The following is a 15,373-nucleotide window of genomic DNA, read 5'->3' as shown; positions in this document are numbered from 1 at the left end:
TGCCCCTCTGACCCCGTTTGTCTTGGCCTGGTGCCATCTTCTTGATTTTGAAGGCTGGAAAGACTCAACCTTCTGTTTAAAGACGACTGGGGTGCGCCAACCGATGTTAACTTCCGGATCTGTTTTCTCGCCAGGGCGATGCCCCAGGCTCAGATCCCATTGAAAAAAGTAGGTAAACCATGCTGGATCCCAAATATCTGCGCAGCGATATCGAAGAGGCTGCCGCTCGTCTGGCGACACGTGGCTACGTTTTGGACGTAGCGGCTGTCAACGCTCTGGAAGAGAAACGCAAGGATCTGCAGTCCCGCACCCAGGAGCTGCAGGCCGAGCGCAACGCCCGCTCCAAGTCCATCGGTGAGGCGGCTCGTCGTGGTGAAGATGTGGCACCGCTGAAAGCAGAAGTGACCAAGATCAACGAGGAACTCGAGACCAGCAAGGTCGAGCTCGAGACCCTGCTGCGCGATATCAAAGCCATCGCCGACGCCATCCCCAACCTGCCGAGCGACACCACTCCGGTGGGCCGTGACGAGAACGACAACGTGGAAGTGCGCCGCTGGGGTACCCCGCGCGCGTTCGACTTCCCGGTGCGCGATCACATCGATCTCGGTGAAGCGGTCAAGGGCGTGGACTTCAAGAACGGCGTCAAGCTGTCCGGTGCCCGCTTCGTGGTGATGAAGGGTCAGATTGCCCGCCTGCACCGCGCCCTGGCGCAGTTCATGCTGGACCTGCACACCCAGCAGCACGGCTACACCGAATGCTACGTGCCCTATCTGGTGAACCCGGACAGCCTGTATGGCACCGGTCAGCTGCCGAAGTTCTCCGAAGACCTGTTCAACACCGGTATCGAGGGTGAAGGGGACGAAGAGGGCAAGCTGCGCAAGTTCTCCCTGATCCCGACCTCCGAAGTGCCGCTCACCAACATGGCCCGCGACGAGATCTTCGACGAGCAAGAGCTGCCCATCAAGATGACCGCTCACAGCCCTTGCTTCCGCTCCGAAGCCGGCTCCTACGGTCGTGATACCCGCGGCCTCATCCGCATGCACCAGTTCGACAAGGTCGAGATGGTCCAGCTGGTTCACCCGGAAAAATCCTGGGATGCACTGGAAGAGATGGCCGGTCACGCCGAGAAGGTGCTGCAACTGCTGGGTCTGCCGTATCGCGTGATGGCGCTGTGCACCGGCGACATGGGCTTCTGCGCCGCCAAGACCTACGATCTGGAAGTGTGGCTGCCGGCTCAGGACACCTACCGCGAGATCTCCTCTGTCTCCAACTGCACCGACTTCCAGGCGCGTCGCATGCAGGCGCGGGTACGCATCGATGGTAAGCCGCAACTGCTGCACACCCTGAACGGCTCCGGCCTGGCAGTGGGTCGCACCCTGGTGGCGGTGATGGAGAACTACCAGCAGGAAGATGGTCGCATCGCCATCCCTGAGGCGCTGCAATCCTACATGGGTGGCCTGACCTACATCGGGTAAGTGCTGGCCGCTGATGACAACGCCATGGCCATGCCATGGCGTTGTGCGTTTAAGCACCACTCAATCTTGTTGAACAGGGCTGGAGATGGCCTCTATCGGCGCTGCAGTGAATGTTTAACACAATTTTATCAAGCATTGCGCAATCGTTTTTGTTAGACTGCGCCGCAATTTCGCAGGACACTTTTCTCTATGGTCTGGATTGATTACGCCATCATCGGCATCGTCGGTTTCTCCGCCCTCATCAGCCTGGTGCGCGGCTTCGTGAAGGAGGCCATGTCCCTGATCACCTGGTTTATTGCCTTCTTCATCGCCAGCCATTTCTATCCCGATCTCGCCGTTTACTTCACCTCCTTCTCCGACGCCCTGGTGCGCAATGGCCTGGCCATCGCCGCCCTGTTCGTGGCGACCCTGATCCTCGGTAGCGTGGTGAACTATGTGGTGGGGCTCTTGGTGGACAAGACCGGCCTGTCTGGCACAGACAGGGTGCTCGGTGTCTGCTTTGGCGCTATTCGCGGGGTACTGATCGTCAGTGCCCTGTTGTTTTTTATGGATACCTTTACCAGTCTCTCCCAGAGCGACTGGTGGACGGCGTCCAAGCTGGTTCCCGAGTTCAAGCCGGTGATCCAGTGGTTCTTCGGGTTCGTGTTGAACTCATCGAGTTTTCTTAATCAGGTACAGTGACTTCGAGGTAGCAAAGACATGTGCGGTATTGTCGGTATAGTTGGCACCACCCCCGTCAATCAGGCCCTCTACGATGCCTTGACGGTGTTGCAGCACAGGGGACAGGATGCCGCCGGGATCGTGACCATAGACAGTGGAAACTTCCGGCAACGCAAGGCCAATGGCCTGGTGAAGGATGTGTTTGAAGTGCGCCACATGCAGCGACTGAAGGGGCATATCGGCATAGGACATGTCAGATATCCCACCGCAGGCAGCTCCAGTGCCGCAGAAGCCCAACCTTTTTACGTCAACTCTCCCTATGGCATGGTGCTGGCCCATAACGGCAACCTCACCAACGCCAAGGCGCTCAAGGAGCAACAGTTCAAGGTGGCCCGTCGTCACATCAACACCACCTCCGATTCGGAAGTGTTGCTGAACGTGCTGGCCCACGAGCTGGATCTCTGTGACAAGATGGCGCTGCGCCCGGAAGATATCTTCGCCGCGGTGCGCAAGACCCATCAGCAGATCCGTGGTGCCTACGCCGTGGTCACCCTGGTGATTGGTCATGGCCTCATCGGTTTCCGTGACCCCAACGGCATTCGTCCGCTGATCCTGGGTCGCCGGGCCGATGAGCAGGGCCAGGTGGAGTACATGCTCGCCTCCGAGAGCGTGGCACTGGATGCCATCGGTTTCGAGACGGTGCGCGACGTCGCGCCGGGTGAAGCCATCTACATCACCGAGCAGGGCCAGCTGTTCTCCGAGCAGTGTGCGGAGAACCCGCAGATGAGCTCCTGCATCTTCGAATACGTCTACTTCGCCCGCCCCGACTCGTGCATCGACAAGGTCTCCGTCTATGCCGCCCGTCTCAACATGGGTCGCAAGCTGGGCCAGAAGATTGCCCGCGAGTGGGAAGATCTCGATGTGGATGTGGTCATCCCCATCCCCGAGACTTCTTGCGACGTGGCGCTGGAGATTGCTCACACCCTGGGTCTGCCGTACCGTCAGGGCTTCGTGAAGAACCGCTACATCGGCCGTACCTTCATCATGCCGGGCCAGACCCAGCGCAAGAAGTCGGTGCGCCGCAAACTCAATGCCATCGGCTCCGAGTTCAAGGGCAAGAAAGTGCTGCTGGTGGATGACTCCATCGTCCGTGGCACCACCTCCGAGCAGATCATTCAGATGGCGCGGGAAGCGGGGGCGGCCAAGGTCTACTTCGCCTCGGCGGCACCGGAAATTCGGTTCCCCAACGTCTATGGCATCGACATGCCCACCGCCAACGAGCTGATCGCCCACGGTCGGGAAGTGGAAGAGGTGTGTGCGCTCATCGGTGCCGACGGCCTCATCTTCCAGGACCTGGAAGACCTGGAAGCCGCGGTGCGGGAAATCAACCCCGAGCTGCGCCACTTCGAGACCTCGGTGTTCAACGGCCACTACGTCACCGCCGACGTGGATCAGGGCTATCTGGATCACCTCAATGCCCAGCGCTGCGACGACAACAAGGCCGTGCGTGAATGGCAGGAAGGCACCAGCAACCTGGAAATTTTTAACGAAGGCAGTTAAACGTTTTCTCGTGATGTCGTGATGAAAAAGATGGGGGCCTTGGCCCCCATCTTTGCTTCAGCATCAGCCCCATGGCATCATGCCAGATCCTCGCCGTTGCTGGCGATCACCTTCTTGTACCACCAGAACGATTTCTTGCGCCTGCGGGCCAGGGTGCCTCTGCCGGCGTCGTCCCTGTCCACATACACAAAGCCGTAGCGCTTGCTCATCTCGCCGGTGGAGGCGGCCACCAGATCGATGCAGCCCCAGCTGGTGTAGCCCATGAGCGGAATACCGTCGCCGATGGCGTCCCCCATGGCGCGAATGTGCTCGCGCAGGTAAGCGATGCGGTAGTCGTCCTCGATCTCGCCCTGATCGTTTGGCTCATCGACGGCGCCAAGGCCATTCTCCACCAGGAACAGCGGCTTCTGGTAGCGATCATACAGGGTGTTGATGGTGATGCGCAGGCCAAGGGGATCGATGCCCCAGCCCCATTCGCTTACCTCGATATGAGGATTGCGCAGCGACTTGACCACGTTGGCCGCGCTGGTGTTGCCCGCGTTCATGTCGGCGGAGGCGCAGCGAGAGGCGTAGTAGCTGAAGGAGACGAAATCGACGCTGTGTTTGAGGATCTCATCATCCCCAGCCGCCTTGACGATCTGGATGCCCTTGTCGCGAAACAGGCTGGCGGCGTAGCTGGGGTAGGCGCCTCTCGCCTGCACGTCGATAAACAGCAGGTTCTCCCGCTCTTTTTGGAGCGCGGCCCACACATCTTCCGGCTTGCAGGAGTAGGGGTAGAAGTTGCCCCCCGCCAGCATGCAGCCTACCTGGTTGCGTGGATTTATCTCGTGGGCAATGCGGGTCGCGAGTGCGCTGGCAATGAGCTCGTGGTGAGCGGCCTGATACTTCACCTGCTCCTGGTTTTCCCCGGTCTCAAACACCAAGCCAGCGCCGGAGAAGGGGCTGTGCAGCATGATGTTGATCTCGTTGAAGGTGAGCCAGCACTTCACCAGCCCATCGAAGGCCTCGAAACAGGTGCGGGCGTAGCGGGTGAAAAATTCCACCATCTGGCGATTGCGCCAGGAGCCGTACTCCACCACCAGGTGCAGGGGCACGTCGAAGTGACACAGGGTCACCAGCGGCTCGATTTGGTACTTTCTGCACTCCTCAAACAGAGCCCGGTAGAAGGCGATGCCCTCGGGGTTGGGCTCGCGCTCATCCCCCTTGGGGTAGAGTCGGCTCCAGGCGATGGAGGTGCGAAACACGGTGAAGCCCATCTCGGCCATCAGCGCTATGTCTTCTTTGTAGCGGTGATAAAAATCGATGGCGTCGTGGCTCGGATAATACTCGTCACTTCGCAGGGTGAAGCGCTTCTCCTGGCCGAGTTTGACCGCCATGCGGCTGGCGCCGTGGGGGATCATGTCCACCGTGGTCAGGCCCTTGCCCCCCTCGCGATAACCGCCCTCCGCCTGGTTGGCGGCCAGGGCGCCGCCCCAGAGGAAGTCTTTCGGAAATTTGGTTAACGACATTGGTTACCTCTTGTCATGTCGGATGATGCGAATTCACAGGCTGGCGGCCGTCTTGACCTGCAGCGTCGGCACGGCCTCCTCGGCGGCAGCTTTGGGGCGCTCTTTCTCAACCGGAATGTCTTCAAACCCCAGCAGCAGGGTCAGGATGAAGGAGAGCACCACGGAGAGCGCCATCACCGCGAACACCCAGACGATGGTCATGGGGTTGGCCGGATCGAAGAACTGCACGCTGGTAAAGAGGCCCGGCGCCGCCATGGAGTGACTGGCGAGCCCCGCCATGCCGGCCACGGCGCCGCAGATGAAGCCGCTGATGAGGCTGGCGATGAGTGGCCGCTTCAGGCGCAGGGCCACGCCGTAGAGGGCGGGCTCGGAGATGCCTGCCATGATGGCGGAGGCCGCCGCCGCGAGCGCGGTCTGGCGCAGCTCGGGGTTACGGGTCTTCCAGGCGACAGCCAGGGAAGAGCCGCCGAGTGAGAGGTTGGCGCCGATCTCGGAGGGCATCACCATGCCTTCCTTGCCGGTCTCGGCGATGGTCTGGATGATGGTCGGGGTGAACACCCGGTGCATGCCGGTCATCACCAGCAGCGGCCACAGGGCGCCCATGATGGCCACCGACAGCCAGCCGAGGTAGTCGTGGACCGTGTAGACCAGACCGGAGATGGCGGTGCCAATCCAGATGCCGATGGGGCCGATGAGCAGGATGGCGAGCGGCGCCGCGATCAGCACGATCAGCATGGGTTTCAAGAAGTTCTTGGTCACCGCCGGGGTGATGCTGTCCACCCAGCGCTCGATATAGGAGAGGCACCAGGTCATCACCAGGGCCGGGATCACGGTATAGGTGTATTTCACCGCGGTGACCGGAATAAAGCCGAAGCTGACCTGCTCCCCTTGGGCGGCTCTGGCCATCAGCTCGATGAAGCTCGGGTGCACCAGCACGCCGGCGATGGCGATGGCGAGCGACACATTGGTCTTGAACTTGACCGCCGCGGAGGCGGCCACCATCAGCGGCAGGAAGAAGAAGGCGCCGTCGCCGATGGCGTTGAGGATGATGTAGCTGGGGGAGGTGACCTCCACGGCGCCGCTCATGCTGAGCACCATGGCCAAGAGCTTGACCATGGAGCCGCCGATGATGGCCGGGATGAGCGGCGACATGGTGCCGATCAGCGCATCCAGGATGCCGGCCCCGAGGCGCTTGAAGCTAAAACCTGGCTTGGCCGCTGGCAGGTCCCCTTGCGCGCCCGCTGGCAGCAAGGCGAGCACCTCGCGATAGGCGTGGGAGACCATGTTGCCGATGATCACCTGGCACTGGTTGTCACTGCTGACGACGCCAAGCACCCCGGTAATAGCCTTGAGGGCAGCGCTGTCCACCAGGGCGGGGTCTTGCAGCACGAAGCGCAGGCGCGTCATGCAGTGGGTCAGGGCGACAATGTTGCCGGTTCCGCCGAGGGCCGTGATGACCTTGCCGGCCAGGGCCGCATAGTTCTTTGACATCGAGTCGTATCCTTATTACCAAATGAGGCCTGTCGATCCCCGTCATTGACGACGAGAAGAACGGGAATGAAACTAAATTGTGGAACCGGTTCCATAAAGCATGCTCAGTTTCACCTCGGGATACAAGACGGTCGCACCGCCATAGTGCAGAATCGTGAATGGGATCACTAAGCGGCCCGGCATCGGGGCATTCTTGCTACGACAACCCCCTGTCGGTGCAGTACACTGCGGCCCGTCGACATCAAGGGGGATTAATATGACGACGATGCTGGAGGTGGCAAGGCGGGCAGGGGTGTCGAAGGCGACGGTCTCCCGGGTGTTGTCGGGCAATGGCTACACCAGCCAGGAGACCCGGGATCGGGTGTCTCAGGCCATCGAGGAGAGCGGTTATCGCCCCAACCTGGTGGCCAGGCAGCTGGCCACCAAAAACACCCAGACCCTGGGGCTGGTGGTGACCAATACCCTCTATCACGGCGTCTATTTCAGCGAGCTGCTCTCCCACGCGGCGCGAATGACGGAGGCGCGGGGTCGCCAGCTGATCCTGGCGGACGGCAAACACAGCGCCGAGGAGGAACGCCAGGCCATCCAGTACCTGCTGGACTCGCGCTGTGACGGCATCATCATCTATCCCCGTTTCCTCAGCGTCGAGCAGATGGACGAGATCATCGAGCAGCACGCCCAACCCATCATGGTGCTCAACCGTCGGCTGCTGCGCCATCACAGCCACTGCGTCTACTCGGATCAACGGGTGGCGGCGGCAGCGGTGGTGGACAAGCTGGTGGAGATGGGCCACAGAGAGATCGCCTTTATCGCGGGCTCGGCGGACTCGCCAACCGGTCTCGAGCGCCTCGCCGGTTACCGTGAGGCGCTGGCCCGCCACGACATCCCGGTGCAAGACGCGCTGATTGCCCCCGGCAAGTGGACCCCCGCCTGCGGCGCGGCCGCCGTTTCTACCCTGCTGGCAGGGGGCGCGCCTTTCAGCGCGCTGATCGCCAGCAACGATGACATGGCGATCGGCGCCATCAAGCAGTTGCACGAGGCTGGCGTGTCGGTGCCGGAACAGGTCTCGGTGGTGGGATTTGATGACATCGCCCTGGCCCCTTACGTCATTCCGTCCCTTGCCAGCGTCAAGATGCCGGTGACCGAGATGATCCAGGAAACCATCAGCCGGCTGATCACCATGGTGGAGGAGGGCGAACCGGGCGAACTGCCCACCTTCAATGGCACACTGATCCGGCGCGGCTCCCTCAAGCGCCTGCTGGAGTGAGGCCATTCTTGTTCTATCAAGAGGCGCTCCATCAAGCTGTGCGCCATCAAGAGGTGGGCAGTGAGAACCGGATCCGTTAGCATGGGCGCCCTTTGCGGGCGCTGCTGTATCAAGCCAAGCCGCATCAACCTATGCCAATCAACGCCAACCAGAGAGTACAAGAGTTCAGATGGATGACCTGCTAGCCCCCGTTCGCCAGTTCCTGCATTGTGAGACCCCGGATGAGTGGGTGGAGATGGCGCGCGATCCCGCCCAGTTGTCGACCCTGCTCATCGATCACGCCAACTGCGAGAACAAGGCAGCCCTGACCGCCCACAGCCTGGTGCGCCGCTACTGCCTGCCCAAGGGCAAGCGCCACCTGCTGCCCCAACTCGAATTTTACCGGGAGCTGGATGCCATCCCCGAGAAGGCGGAGATCCTGGGCAAGCGCACCATGGGAGAAGCCTCCCTCACCGTGTTTGCCGAGCTGGAGCGTAACCCCTTGCTGTTCCCCATGGTGCGGCTCATTCAGGAGGAGCTGCATCACTTCGAGCAGGTGCTGGAGTTGATGCAGTCCCGTGGCATTGCCTACGGCCCGGTCAGCGCGTCGCGCTACGCCCGCAGCCTGCTCACCCATGTGCGTACCTACGAGCCGGCGGCCGTGGTGGACAAGATGATCATCGGCGCCTTTATCGAGGCGCGCTCCTGCGAGCGCTTTGCCAAGATTGCCCCTCATCTGGACGAGGAGCTTGGCCGCTTCTATGTCTCCTTGCTGCGCTCGGAGGCGCGCCATTATCAGGACTACCTGGCACTGGCCGAGCAGTATGCGGGGGAGGACATCAGCGAGCGGGTGGCCTTCTTCGGCGCCATCGAGGCCGAGCTCATCTGCTCGCCGGATCCGCAGTTCAGGTTCCATAGCGGACTGCCTGTCAGATCTGACAGTTGTTGAGAAAAGGGGGCGCACCTACTATCGAGGTGTTCCTACTACGAGCGACGCAATCACTTTTTTGAGCGCAATTCCCGGCCCACAAGCCGGGTTTTTTTATGGCTGATAAACGGGGTGGAGATGGCCTGAGTGAGCCCCATTCACTTGGCGGCGAGATGATTTTTTGAGGGGCATACCCGGCCCACAAGCCGGGTTGTTTATGGCTGAAAAAGGGCGTGGGGATGGCCTGAGTGAACCCCAGGCTATCACTTGGCGGCGAGATGATTTTTTGAGGGGCATACCCGGCTCACAAGTCGGGTTTTTTATGGCCGAAAAAGGGCGTGGAGATGGCCTGAGTGAACCCAGGCCGGGGATTAGCGACGGTATTCGTTGTTGTAGTTCTGGATGAGGCGGCGGGTCACCTCGTGCTGGGGATCGGCAAACACCTTGAGGGTCTTGCCGCGTTCCACCACCCGACCGTCGTGCATCACCAGCACCTCGTCGCTGATGTGGCTGACGATGCCCAGATCGTTGGCCACCAGCACATAACTGAGCCTAGTGGTCTCCTGCATCTCCAGCAGCAGGTTGATGATCTGGGAGCGCACCGAGATATCCAGGGTCGACAAGGCCTCATCGGCTACCACTATCTTGGGATTGAGGATCAGCGCCCGCGCCAGCCCGACCCGCTGCTGCTGACCGGCGGAGAGCATCTGCGGATAGAAGAGCGCGTGATCCGGCAACATGCCCACCATGCGCAGGGTCTGGATCACCTTGTCGCGGCGCTCCTCCTCGCTCATCTCGGTATTGAGGCGCAGCGGCGTCTCCAGGATCTGGCCGACCCGGATCTTGCGGTTAAGGGAGGTATTGGGATCCTGGAAGATCATCCGCAGCAGCTTGCAGCGAGTCTGATAGTCGCCGTGCACCAGGGGTTGGCCCTCGACCGAGATTTCGCCGCCGCTCGGCTCTATCATGCCCGCCAGAATCCGCGCGAGGGTGCTCTTGCCGGAGCCCGCCTCACCGACGATGGCCAGGGTCTGACCCACGCCGAGATCGAACGAGAGCGGCTTGATGGCTTCCACCGCCTGGCGCCGGAACAGGCCGGTGCGGTTCTGATAGGTCTTGCACAGGCCTCTGACCTGCAACAGGGAGGGTTCGATCACTGTCTTGGCTCCTTTATGGCGCAACATGCTGCCACAGGCTGAAAACGGCCCATATTTATGCCGCTAAATTGGTCTAGGATAGCGAAATGTGATGCCTGCGGCTGGTGCACATCAAGAGTCCTGGCGTGAGCATGGGCTCGGATCATGGCTTCGTCTCCTCCATGTTCAGCGGGAAGTGGCCGTTGGTACATGAATGGCCCTTGGCCTTGCTGATGAGGCATGGACTGGCGACGACTCAGGATCATTTCTTCGGTTCTTCCATGTTCAGCGGGAAGTGACAACTGAACTGATGGCCCTTGATCTTGCTCATCAGCGGCGTCTGTACGCACTGCTTCTGGGCATAGGGGCAACGGGGGCCGAGCCGGCAGCCGATGGGCAGGTGCTGCAGCGGTGGTATCACCCCCGGCAGGGTCTCGAGCCTCGACTTGTGGCGCACCAGCTTGTCAAAGTCAGGAATGGATTTGAGCAGGGCATCGGTATAGGGGTGATGGGGCGACGTCAGGATCTGCTCCCGGGTGCCCACTTCCACCATCTGGCCGCAATACATGATGTTGATGGTATCGGTCAGGTTGGCGATGGCGGCGATGTCATTGCTGATGATGAGGATGGTGGTGTTGCCCAGCTTGTTCATCTTGTCCAACAACCGCAGGATCTGGGAGTGGGTGGTGGACTCCATGGCGCTGGTGGGCTCGTCCGCCACCAAGAGGCGCGGCTGGTTGGCGATGGCCATGGCGATCATCACCTTCTGGCACATGCCATCCGACAGCTCGTGGGGATAGGCCCGCATCACCTTGCGGTGATCCTTGACGCCGACCCGGTGCAAGAGGGCGATGGCCCGCTTCTTGCGCCACTGGAAGCGCTGCCAGAACTTGCCGACAAAAGCGCTGGTGGGGATGGCCTCCTCCAGCTGGGTGCCTATCTCCTCGGAGGGGTCGAGGCAGCTGATGGGATCCTGGAAGATCATGGCGATCTCCCGGCCCATGATGCGGCGCCGCTCCTTGGGGGCCATGGTCAGCAAGTCCATGTCGTTGAAGCGCATCCGGTCGGCGCGCACCGTCCAGTTGTCCTTCTGGATACCGACGATCACCTTGGCCACCAGGCTCTTGCCGGAGCCGGATTCGCCCACCAGGCCGCGAATTTCCCCTTCGTTCAGGGTCAGGCTGACCCTGTCCACCGCCTTGACCTTGCCCTGAGGGGTGTCAATTTCGATGGTGAGGTTGCGTATGTCGAGCAAGGGCATCAGTTATTCCCCTGTTTGAGTGCTTCGCGGATGCCTTCACCAACGAGGTTGGTTATCAGCACACTTAACAGAATCGCCATGCCCGGCAGGGTCACTGTCCAGGGGGCGAGATAGATGAGATCGCTCGAATCCGCCAGCATGGCGCCCCACTCGGGTTGCGGCGACTGGGCGCCGAGGCCGAGGAAGCCCACCGCCGAGATATCCAGAATGGCGGCGGAGAGGGTACGCGTGGTCTGCGCCACCAGGGTCTCGACGATGTTCGGTAGTATGGCCAGACGCATGATGCGCCAGGGCGGCGAGCCATCGAGGCGGCTGGCGATGACGTACTCCTTCTGCATCTCGGTGTGGACCGCGTTGTAGGTCGCCCGGATGAAGGGAGGAATGAGCGCCAGCGTGATGGCGATCAGGGTGTTGAAGAGACCCGGCCCCAAGATGGCGACCACTATGATGGCCAGCAGCAGGGAGGGGATGGAGAGCAGGGTATCGAGCAGGTGATGCAGCACGCTCGATTTGACCCCCTTGCTCATGCCGCCGAGGATGCCGATGGCGGAGCCGGCAATGAGCGCAATCGCCACCACCAGCAATGCGTTGCCGAAGGTGAGGCGAGCCCCCACTACGAGACGCGAGAGGATATCGCGGCCGAGATCGTCGGTGCCGAGGAAGTAGTCGATGTTGCCGGTGCTGGCCCAGGAGGGTTCGAGCAGCAGGCGGCTGCTGTGCTGATCATCGATGCCATAGGGCACCACCAGCGGGCCCACCAGGGTGATGACCAGCAGCAGGGCGAAGCACCAGAGCCCGCCCATGGCCAGCGGGTTGCGACGATAGGAGGCCCAGGTCTGCTCCAGCGGGGAGAGGATCTTGAGCTCCGGATAGATGTTCGATTTATCTTGCATGAGTCAGGCTCCAGCCCAGGCGATAGGCGGGTTTAGTCTTGTTTTGCATAGAGCTCTTTACGCCGTGCCGGGTACACAATGACGGAGGTGAGCAGCTCGGCGCTGGCAATCTGGCGCTTGTGCAACAGAGGCTCATCACTTGGGCACGTTCAATCTTGTTTTGCATAGAGTTCTTTACGCCGTGCCGGGTACATGATGGTGGTGAGCAACTCGGTGCTGACGCTGATGAAGATCACGAAGCTGGCGACCACCAGGGTCGCGCCCCGGATGGCGGCGTAGTCCTGCAAGGCGATGCTGTTGACCAGCCAGCGGCCGATGCCGGGCCAGTCGAATACCACCTCGGTGATCATGGCGGAGGTGAGCACGCTGCCGAGTTGCAGACCGAGCAGCGGCAGCACCGGCGGCAGGGCATTCTTGAGCCCATGGCGCCAGACGATCTGGCGGCGAGAGAGCCCCCGGCTCGCCGCAGCCTTGATGTAGTTCTGTTTGAGCACATCGATGAGGGAGCTGCGCACATGGCGGATCACCTCGGTAGTGGGCACCACGGCCAGCACCAGGGAGGGCAGTACCAGGTGGCGCAAGGCATCGTGCAGCGCCGCCTCTCGCCAGGGTTCGTGGCTCATCAGCACATCGACAATGGCGATGCCTGTGATAGAGGGCACGTCATAGAGCAGGCTTATCTGGCCCGACGCCGGCAGCCAGCCGAGATCCAGGGAGAAGAACATCACCATCAGCAAGGCCAGCCAGAACACCGGCACGGCGTAGCCGATGAGACCGGCGGTCATGATGGAGAGATCGAGAGAGCGCCCCTGATAGAGGGCCGCCAAGGTGCCGAGCGGAATGCCCACCAGCAGCGAAATGGCAAAGGCCGCGAGGCACAAGGTCAGGGTCGCCGGGAAGTAGTGGCGGATCTCGTCGAGCACCGGCTGGCCGGATACGCTGGACAGACCAAGATCCCCGGCGAAGATGCGCTGCAGGAAGTCCGGATAGCCATGGCCGAAGTCCAGCACCTGGCCGATGAAGCGAGCCTCCAGCAGGTAGGCGCCCAGGGTCAATACCAGCAGGGTGATCAGCAGCAGGCTGATGCGGCGCAGAATATAGAAGAACATGGTTATCCCTCCGCGCGTCTGGGGGTTGATGACAGGGAGGGGCAGCTGCCGCTGAGACGATAGTGATTAAGCATGCTTACTCCCGATGGGCCTGGTTGAAGGTGGTGCCACCAAAGGGCATGAGGGTCAATCCCTCGATGTCATTGCGGCTCACCTGGGTGCGCAGGGCATGGGCCAGCGGGATCAGCGGCAACTGCTCGTTGAGCAGGGTCTGGGCATAGTAGTAATTGCGCAGGCGGAAGGCGAGCTGCGGGGTGGTGACCGCATCGTCCAGCAATTGATCGAAGGCCGGGCTGCACCAGCGACTGTAGTTGTTGCCCCGCTCGACCGCGGCGCAGCTTAGCAACTGGCGAAAGAAGTTGTCCGGATCGGCGTTGTCGGCGACCCAGCCCGACAGCAGGCTGTCATATTGTCCCCGGGCGAGCCGGCTCTCGATCACCGGCCAGGCCTGCTGAACGATTTTAAGATTCACCCCTATCTTGGCGAGATCGCTGCGCATCAGCTGGGCGGTCTTGAGGCCGTCCGGATTGTAAGGACGTGCCCCCGGCTGTACCAGCACCTGCATCTCGAAACCCTGCTCCAAACCGGCGTCCTTGAGCAGCTGGCGGGCGAGCTTCAAGTCTGGCATGCGTTGTTGCAGGGAGGGGTTGTAGCCCCAGGAGAGCGGCGGCAGCAGGCTGGTGGCCGGTTGTCCGGTTTCGAAGTAGACCGCTTGCAGCAGGTTCTGCACGTTGATGGCGCTGGCGAGCGCCTGACGGACCTGCACCTTGTTGAAGGGGGCCTTGCGGGTATTGAGCGCCAGGAAGGCGACGTTCATGCCCGACTGCACCGACAAATTGAGCTGGGAGTCCTTGTCGATCACCGACAGCTGGCTGGCGGAGGGGGTACTCATCACATCGCACTCGCCGGTCAACAGCTTGGCCAGTCGCTTGGAAGACTTGGGGGTGATGTCGTAGATCAGCTGCTCTATCTTGGCCTCACCGCCCCAGTAGCCGGGGTGGCGCAGGTAACGGACGAACTCGTTGTGGCGATATTCCTTGAAGCTGAAGGGCCCGGTGCCGATGGGCCTGTTGTCGAGCAGCTCCGGGGTGCCGGCCTGGTACATCTGCTCGCCATACTCGGCCGACAGCACGACCGCGTAGTCGCTGGCCAGGGTCGCGAGGAAGGAGGCGTCCGGCCGGTTTAACTCGAACACCACTTCATGGGGGCCCTTCTTGTAGACCCGCTTGATGAGGGAGGCCAGCCCCAGGCTGTAGAAATAGGGATATTCACCGCCGGAGATGGTGTGGAAGGGGTGCTTGTCGTCCAGCAGGCGATGGTAGGTAAACAGCACGTCGTCGGCGTTGAACTGGCGCGAGGGGCTGAACCAGGGGGTGCGATGGAAGGTCACCCCCTTGCGCAGGGTCAGGGTATAGGAGAGGCCGTCATCACTGCTCTGCCAATGGGTGGCGAGCCCTCCCTCGATGCTCAGGGTGTTGGCGTTCACCTCGAGCAGGCGATCGTAGAGCGGGCGGGCGCTGGCATCCAGGGTGACCCCCGAGTTGGCGATCTGCGGGTTGAAGGTCTGGGGAGCCCCTTCGACGCAGTAGATGAGCCCTGTCTTGGAGGCCTCGGTCTGTTTCTGACAACCGGTCACCAGGACCAGGAGACCGAGCAGCAGTGGTTTGAGCATTCTCATTATGGAACCATGTTTTCTTGCAAAGTTGCCCGCCGGGGGGCGGGCGCGTTGCGGGAGCTTGCCGGGCAAGGCTTCCCGCTTTCGACATCAGTCTGTCTCGTTGTCACGCAGGCGCCGCAGACACTGAAACAATCATCCCCATCGGGGCGCGGCCTTCGGGTCAGTCGATGTCCGCGTTGCCATTGTTGTCATCCCCCTCGAGCCGCTGGTATTTACGCAGCATGCCCCGGAACTGGTGATAACTCAGGGCCAGTTAATGTCCGCGTTGCCATTGTTGTCATCTCCCTCGAGCAGCTGGTATTTACGCAGCATGCCCCGGAACTGGTGATAACTCAGGGCCAGTTAATGTCCGCATTGCCATTGTTGTCATCTCCCTCGAGTAGCTGGTATTTACGCAGCATGCCCCGGAACTGGTGATAACTCAGGGC

Annotated in this window: 12 protein-coding genes; 5 read left to right on the top strand and 7 right to left on the bottom strand. The window is 61.3% G+C overall.

Translation table 11 applies throughout. The features are described 5' to 3' along the window. The first annotated feature begins 179 nt into the window (after positions 1–179). The 3 genes from serS to purF all read left to right on the top strand — a co-directional run bounded on the left by serS (position 180) and on the right by purF (position 3,695). Positions 180–1,475 carry a serine--tRNA ligase gene (serS, locus tag BN1137_RS18340; protein WP_050719978.1) on the top strand — a complete coding sequence of 432 codons (1,296 nt, stop codon included), beginning with the start codon at positions 180–182 and terminating at the stop codon, positions 1,473–1,475. A 189-nt stretch (positions 1,476–1,664) separates the two neighbouring features. Continuing rightward, on the top strand, positions 1,665–2,156 hold the full coding sequence (locus BN1137_RS18335) for a CvpA family protein (protein WP_050719977.1): 492 nt from the start codon (positions 1,665–1,667) through the stop codon (positions 2,154–2,156). 18 nt (positions 2,157–2,174) lie between these two features. Then, positions 2,175–3,695, top strand: a complete 1,521-nt coding sequence (gene purF, locus BN1137_RS18330) for an amidophosphoribosyltransferase (RefSeq protein ID WP_050719976.1) — start codon at positions 2,175–2,177, stop codon at positions 3,693–3,695. Between the two features lie 77 nt (positions 3,696–3,772). On the opposite strand, the gene BN1137_RS18325 is transcribed toward purF, so the two are convergent. Further along, positions 3,773–5,203 carry a 6-phospho-beta-glucosidase gene (locus BN1137_RS18325; protein WP_050719975.1) on the bottom strand — a complete coding sequence of 477 codons (1,431 nt, stop codon included), beginning with the start codon at positions 5,201–5,203 and terminating at the stop codon, positions 3,773–3,775. A gap of 33 nt (positions 5,204–5,236) precedes the next feature. Next, complete coding sequence (gene ascF, locus BN1137_RS18320) at positions 5,237–6,694, bottom strand: PTS cellobiose/arbutin/salicin transporter subunit IIBC (protein ID WP_050719974.1); 1,458 nt, start codon at positions 6,692–6,694, stop codon at positions 5,237–5,239. 256 nt (positions 6,695–6,950) lie between these two features. Between ascF and BN1137_RS18315 the strand changes: the two genes are divergently transcribed. Beyond that, positions 6,951–7,961 carry a LacI family DNA-binding transcriptional regulator gene (locus tag BN1137_RS18315; protein ID WP_050719973.1) on the top strand — a complete coding sequence of 337 codons (1,011 nt, stop codon included), beginning with the start codon at positions 6,951–6,953 and terminating at the stop codon, positions 7,959–7,961. Positions 7,962–8,130: 169 nt separating this feature from the next. Further along, the gene (gene miaE, locus BN1137_RS18310; RefSeq protein WP_050719972.1) at positions 8,131–8,889 is read left to right on the top strand and encodes a tRNA isopentenyl-2-thiomethyl-A-37 hydroxylase MiaE; all 759 of its coding nucleotides are present in this window, start codon (positions 8,131–8,133) and stop codon (positions 8,887–8,889) included. 350 nt (positions 8,890–9,239) lie between these two features. On the opposite strand, the gene BN1137_RS18305 is transcribed toward miaE, so the two are convergent. The 5 genes from BN1137_RS18305 to sapA form a co-directional block, all read right to left on the bottom strand. After that, the gene (locus BN1137_RS18305) at positions 9,240–10,025 is read right to left on the bottom strand and encodes a peptide ABC transporter ATP-binding protein (protein WP_050719971.1); all 786 of its coding nucleotides are present in this window, start codon (positions 10,023–10,025) and stop codon (positions 9,240–9,242) included. Between the two features lie 241 nt (positions 10,026–10,266). Further along, on the bottom strand, positions 10,267–11,265 hold the full coding sequence (locus BN1137_RS18295; RefSeq protein WP_050719969.1) for a peptide ABC transporter ATP-binding protein: 999 nt from the start codon (positions 11,263–11,265) through the stop codon (positions 10,267–10,269). Beyond that, complete coding sequence (locus BN1137_RS18290) at positions 11,265–12,158, bottom strand: ABC transporter permease subunit (RefSeq protein WP_050719968.1); 894 nt, start codon at positions 12,156–12,158, stop codon at positions 11,265–11,267. The genes BN1137_RS18295 and BN1137_RS18290 overlap by 1 nt, the downstream gene beginning before the upstream one ends. Before the next feature lie 149 nt (positions 12,159–12,307). Further along, positions 12,308–13,267: an ABC transporter permease gene (locus BN1137_RS18285; protein WP_050719967.1), complete on the bottom strand. Its 960-nt coding sequence runs from the start codon at positions 13,265–13,267 to the stop codon at positions 12,308–12,310. A 76-nt stretch (positions 13,268–13,343) separates the two neighbouring features. Beyond that, positions 13,344–14,939, bottom strand: coding sequence for an ABC transporter substrate-binding protein SapA (gene sapA, locus BN1137_RS18280; protein ID WP_050719966.1), 1,596 nt, complete (start codon positions 14,937–14,939; stop codon positions 13,344–13,346). Positions 14,940–15,373: the final 434 nt, after the last annotated feature.

It is taken from the genome of Aeromonas tecta, from assembly GCF_000820185.1.
Classification (GTDB): Bacteria; Pseudomonadota; Gammaproteobacteria; order Enterobacterales; family Aeromonadaceae; genus Aeromonas; species Aeromonas tecta.
Note: the sequence above shows the minus strand (reverse complement) of the source record. Positions and strands in the feature narration are given on the sequence as shown.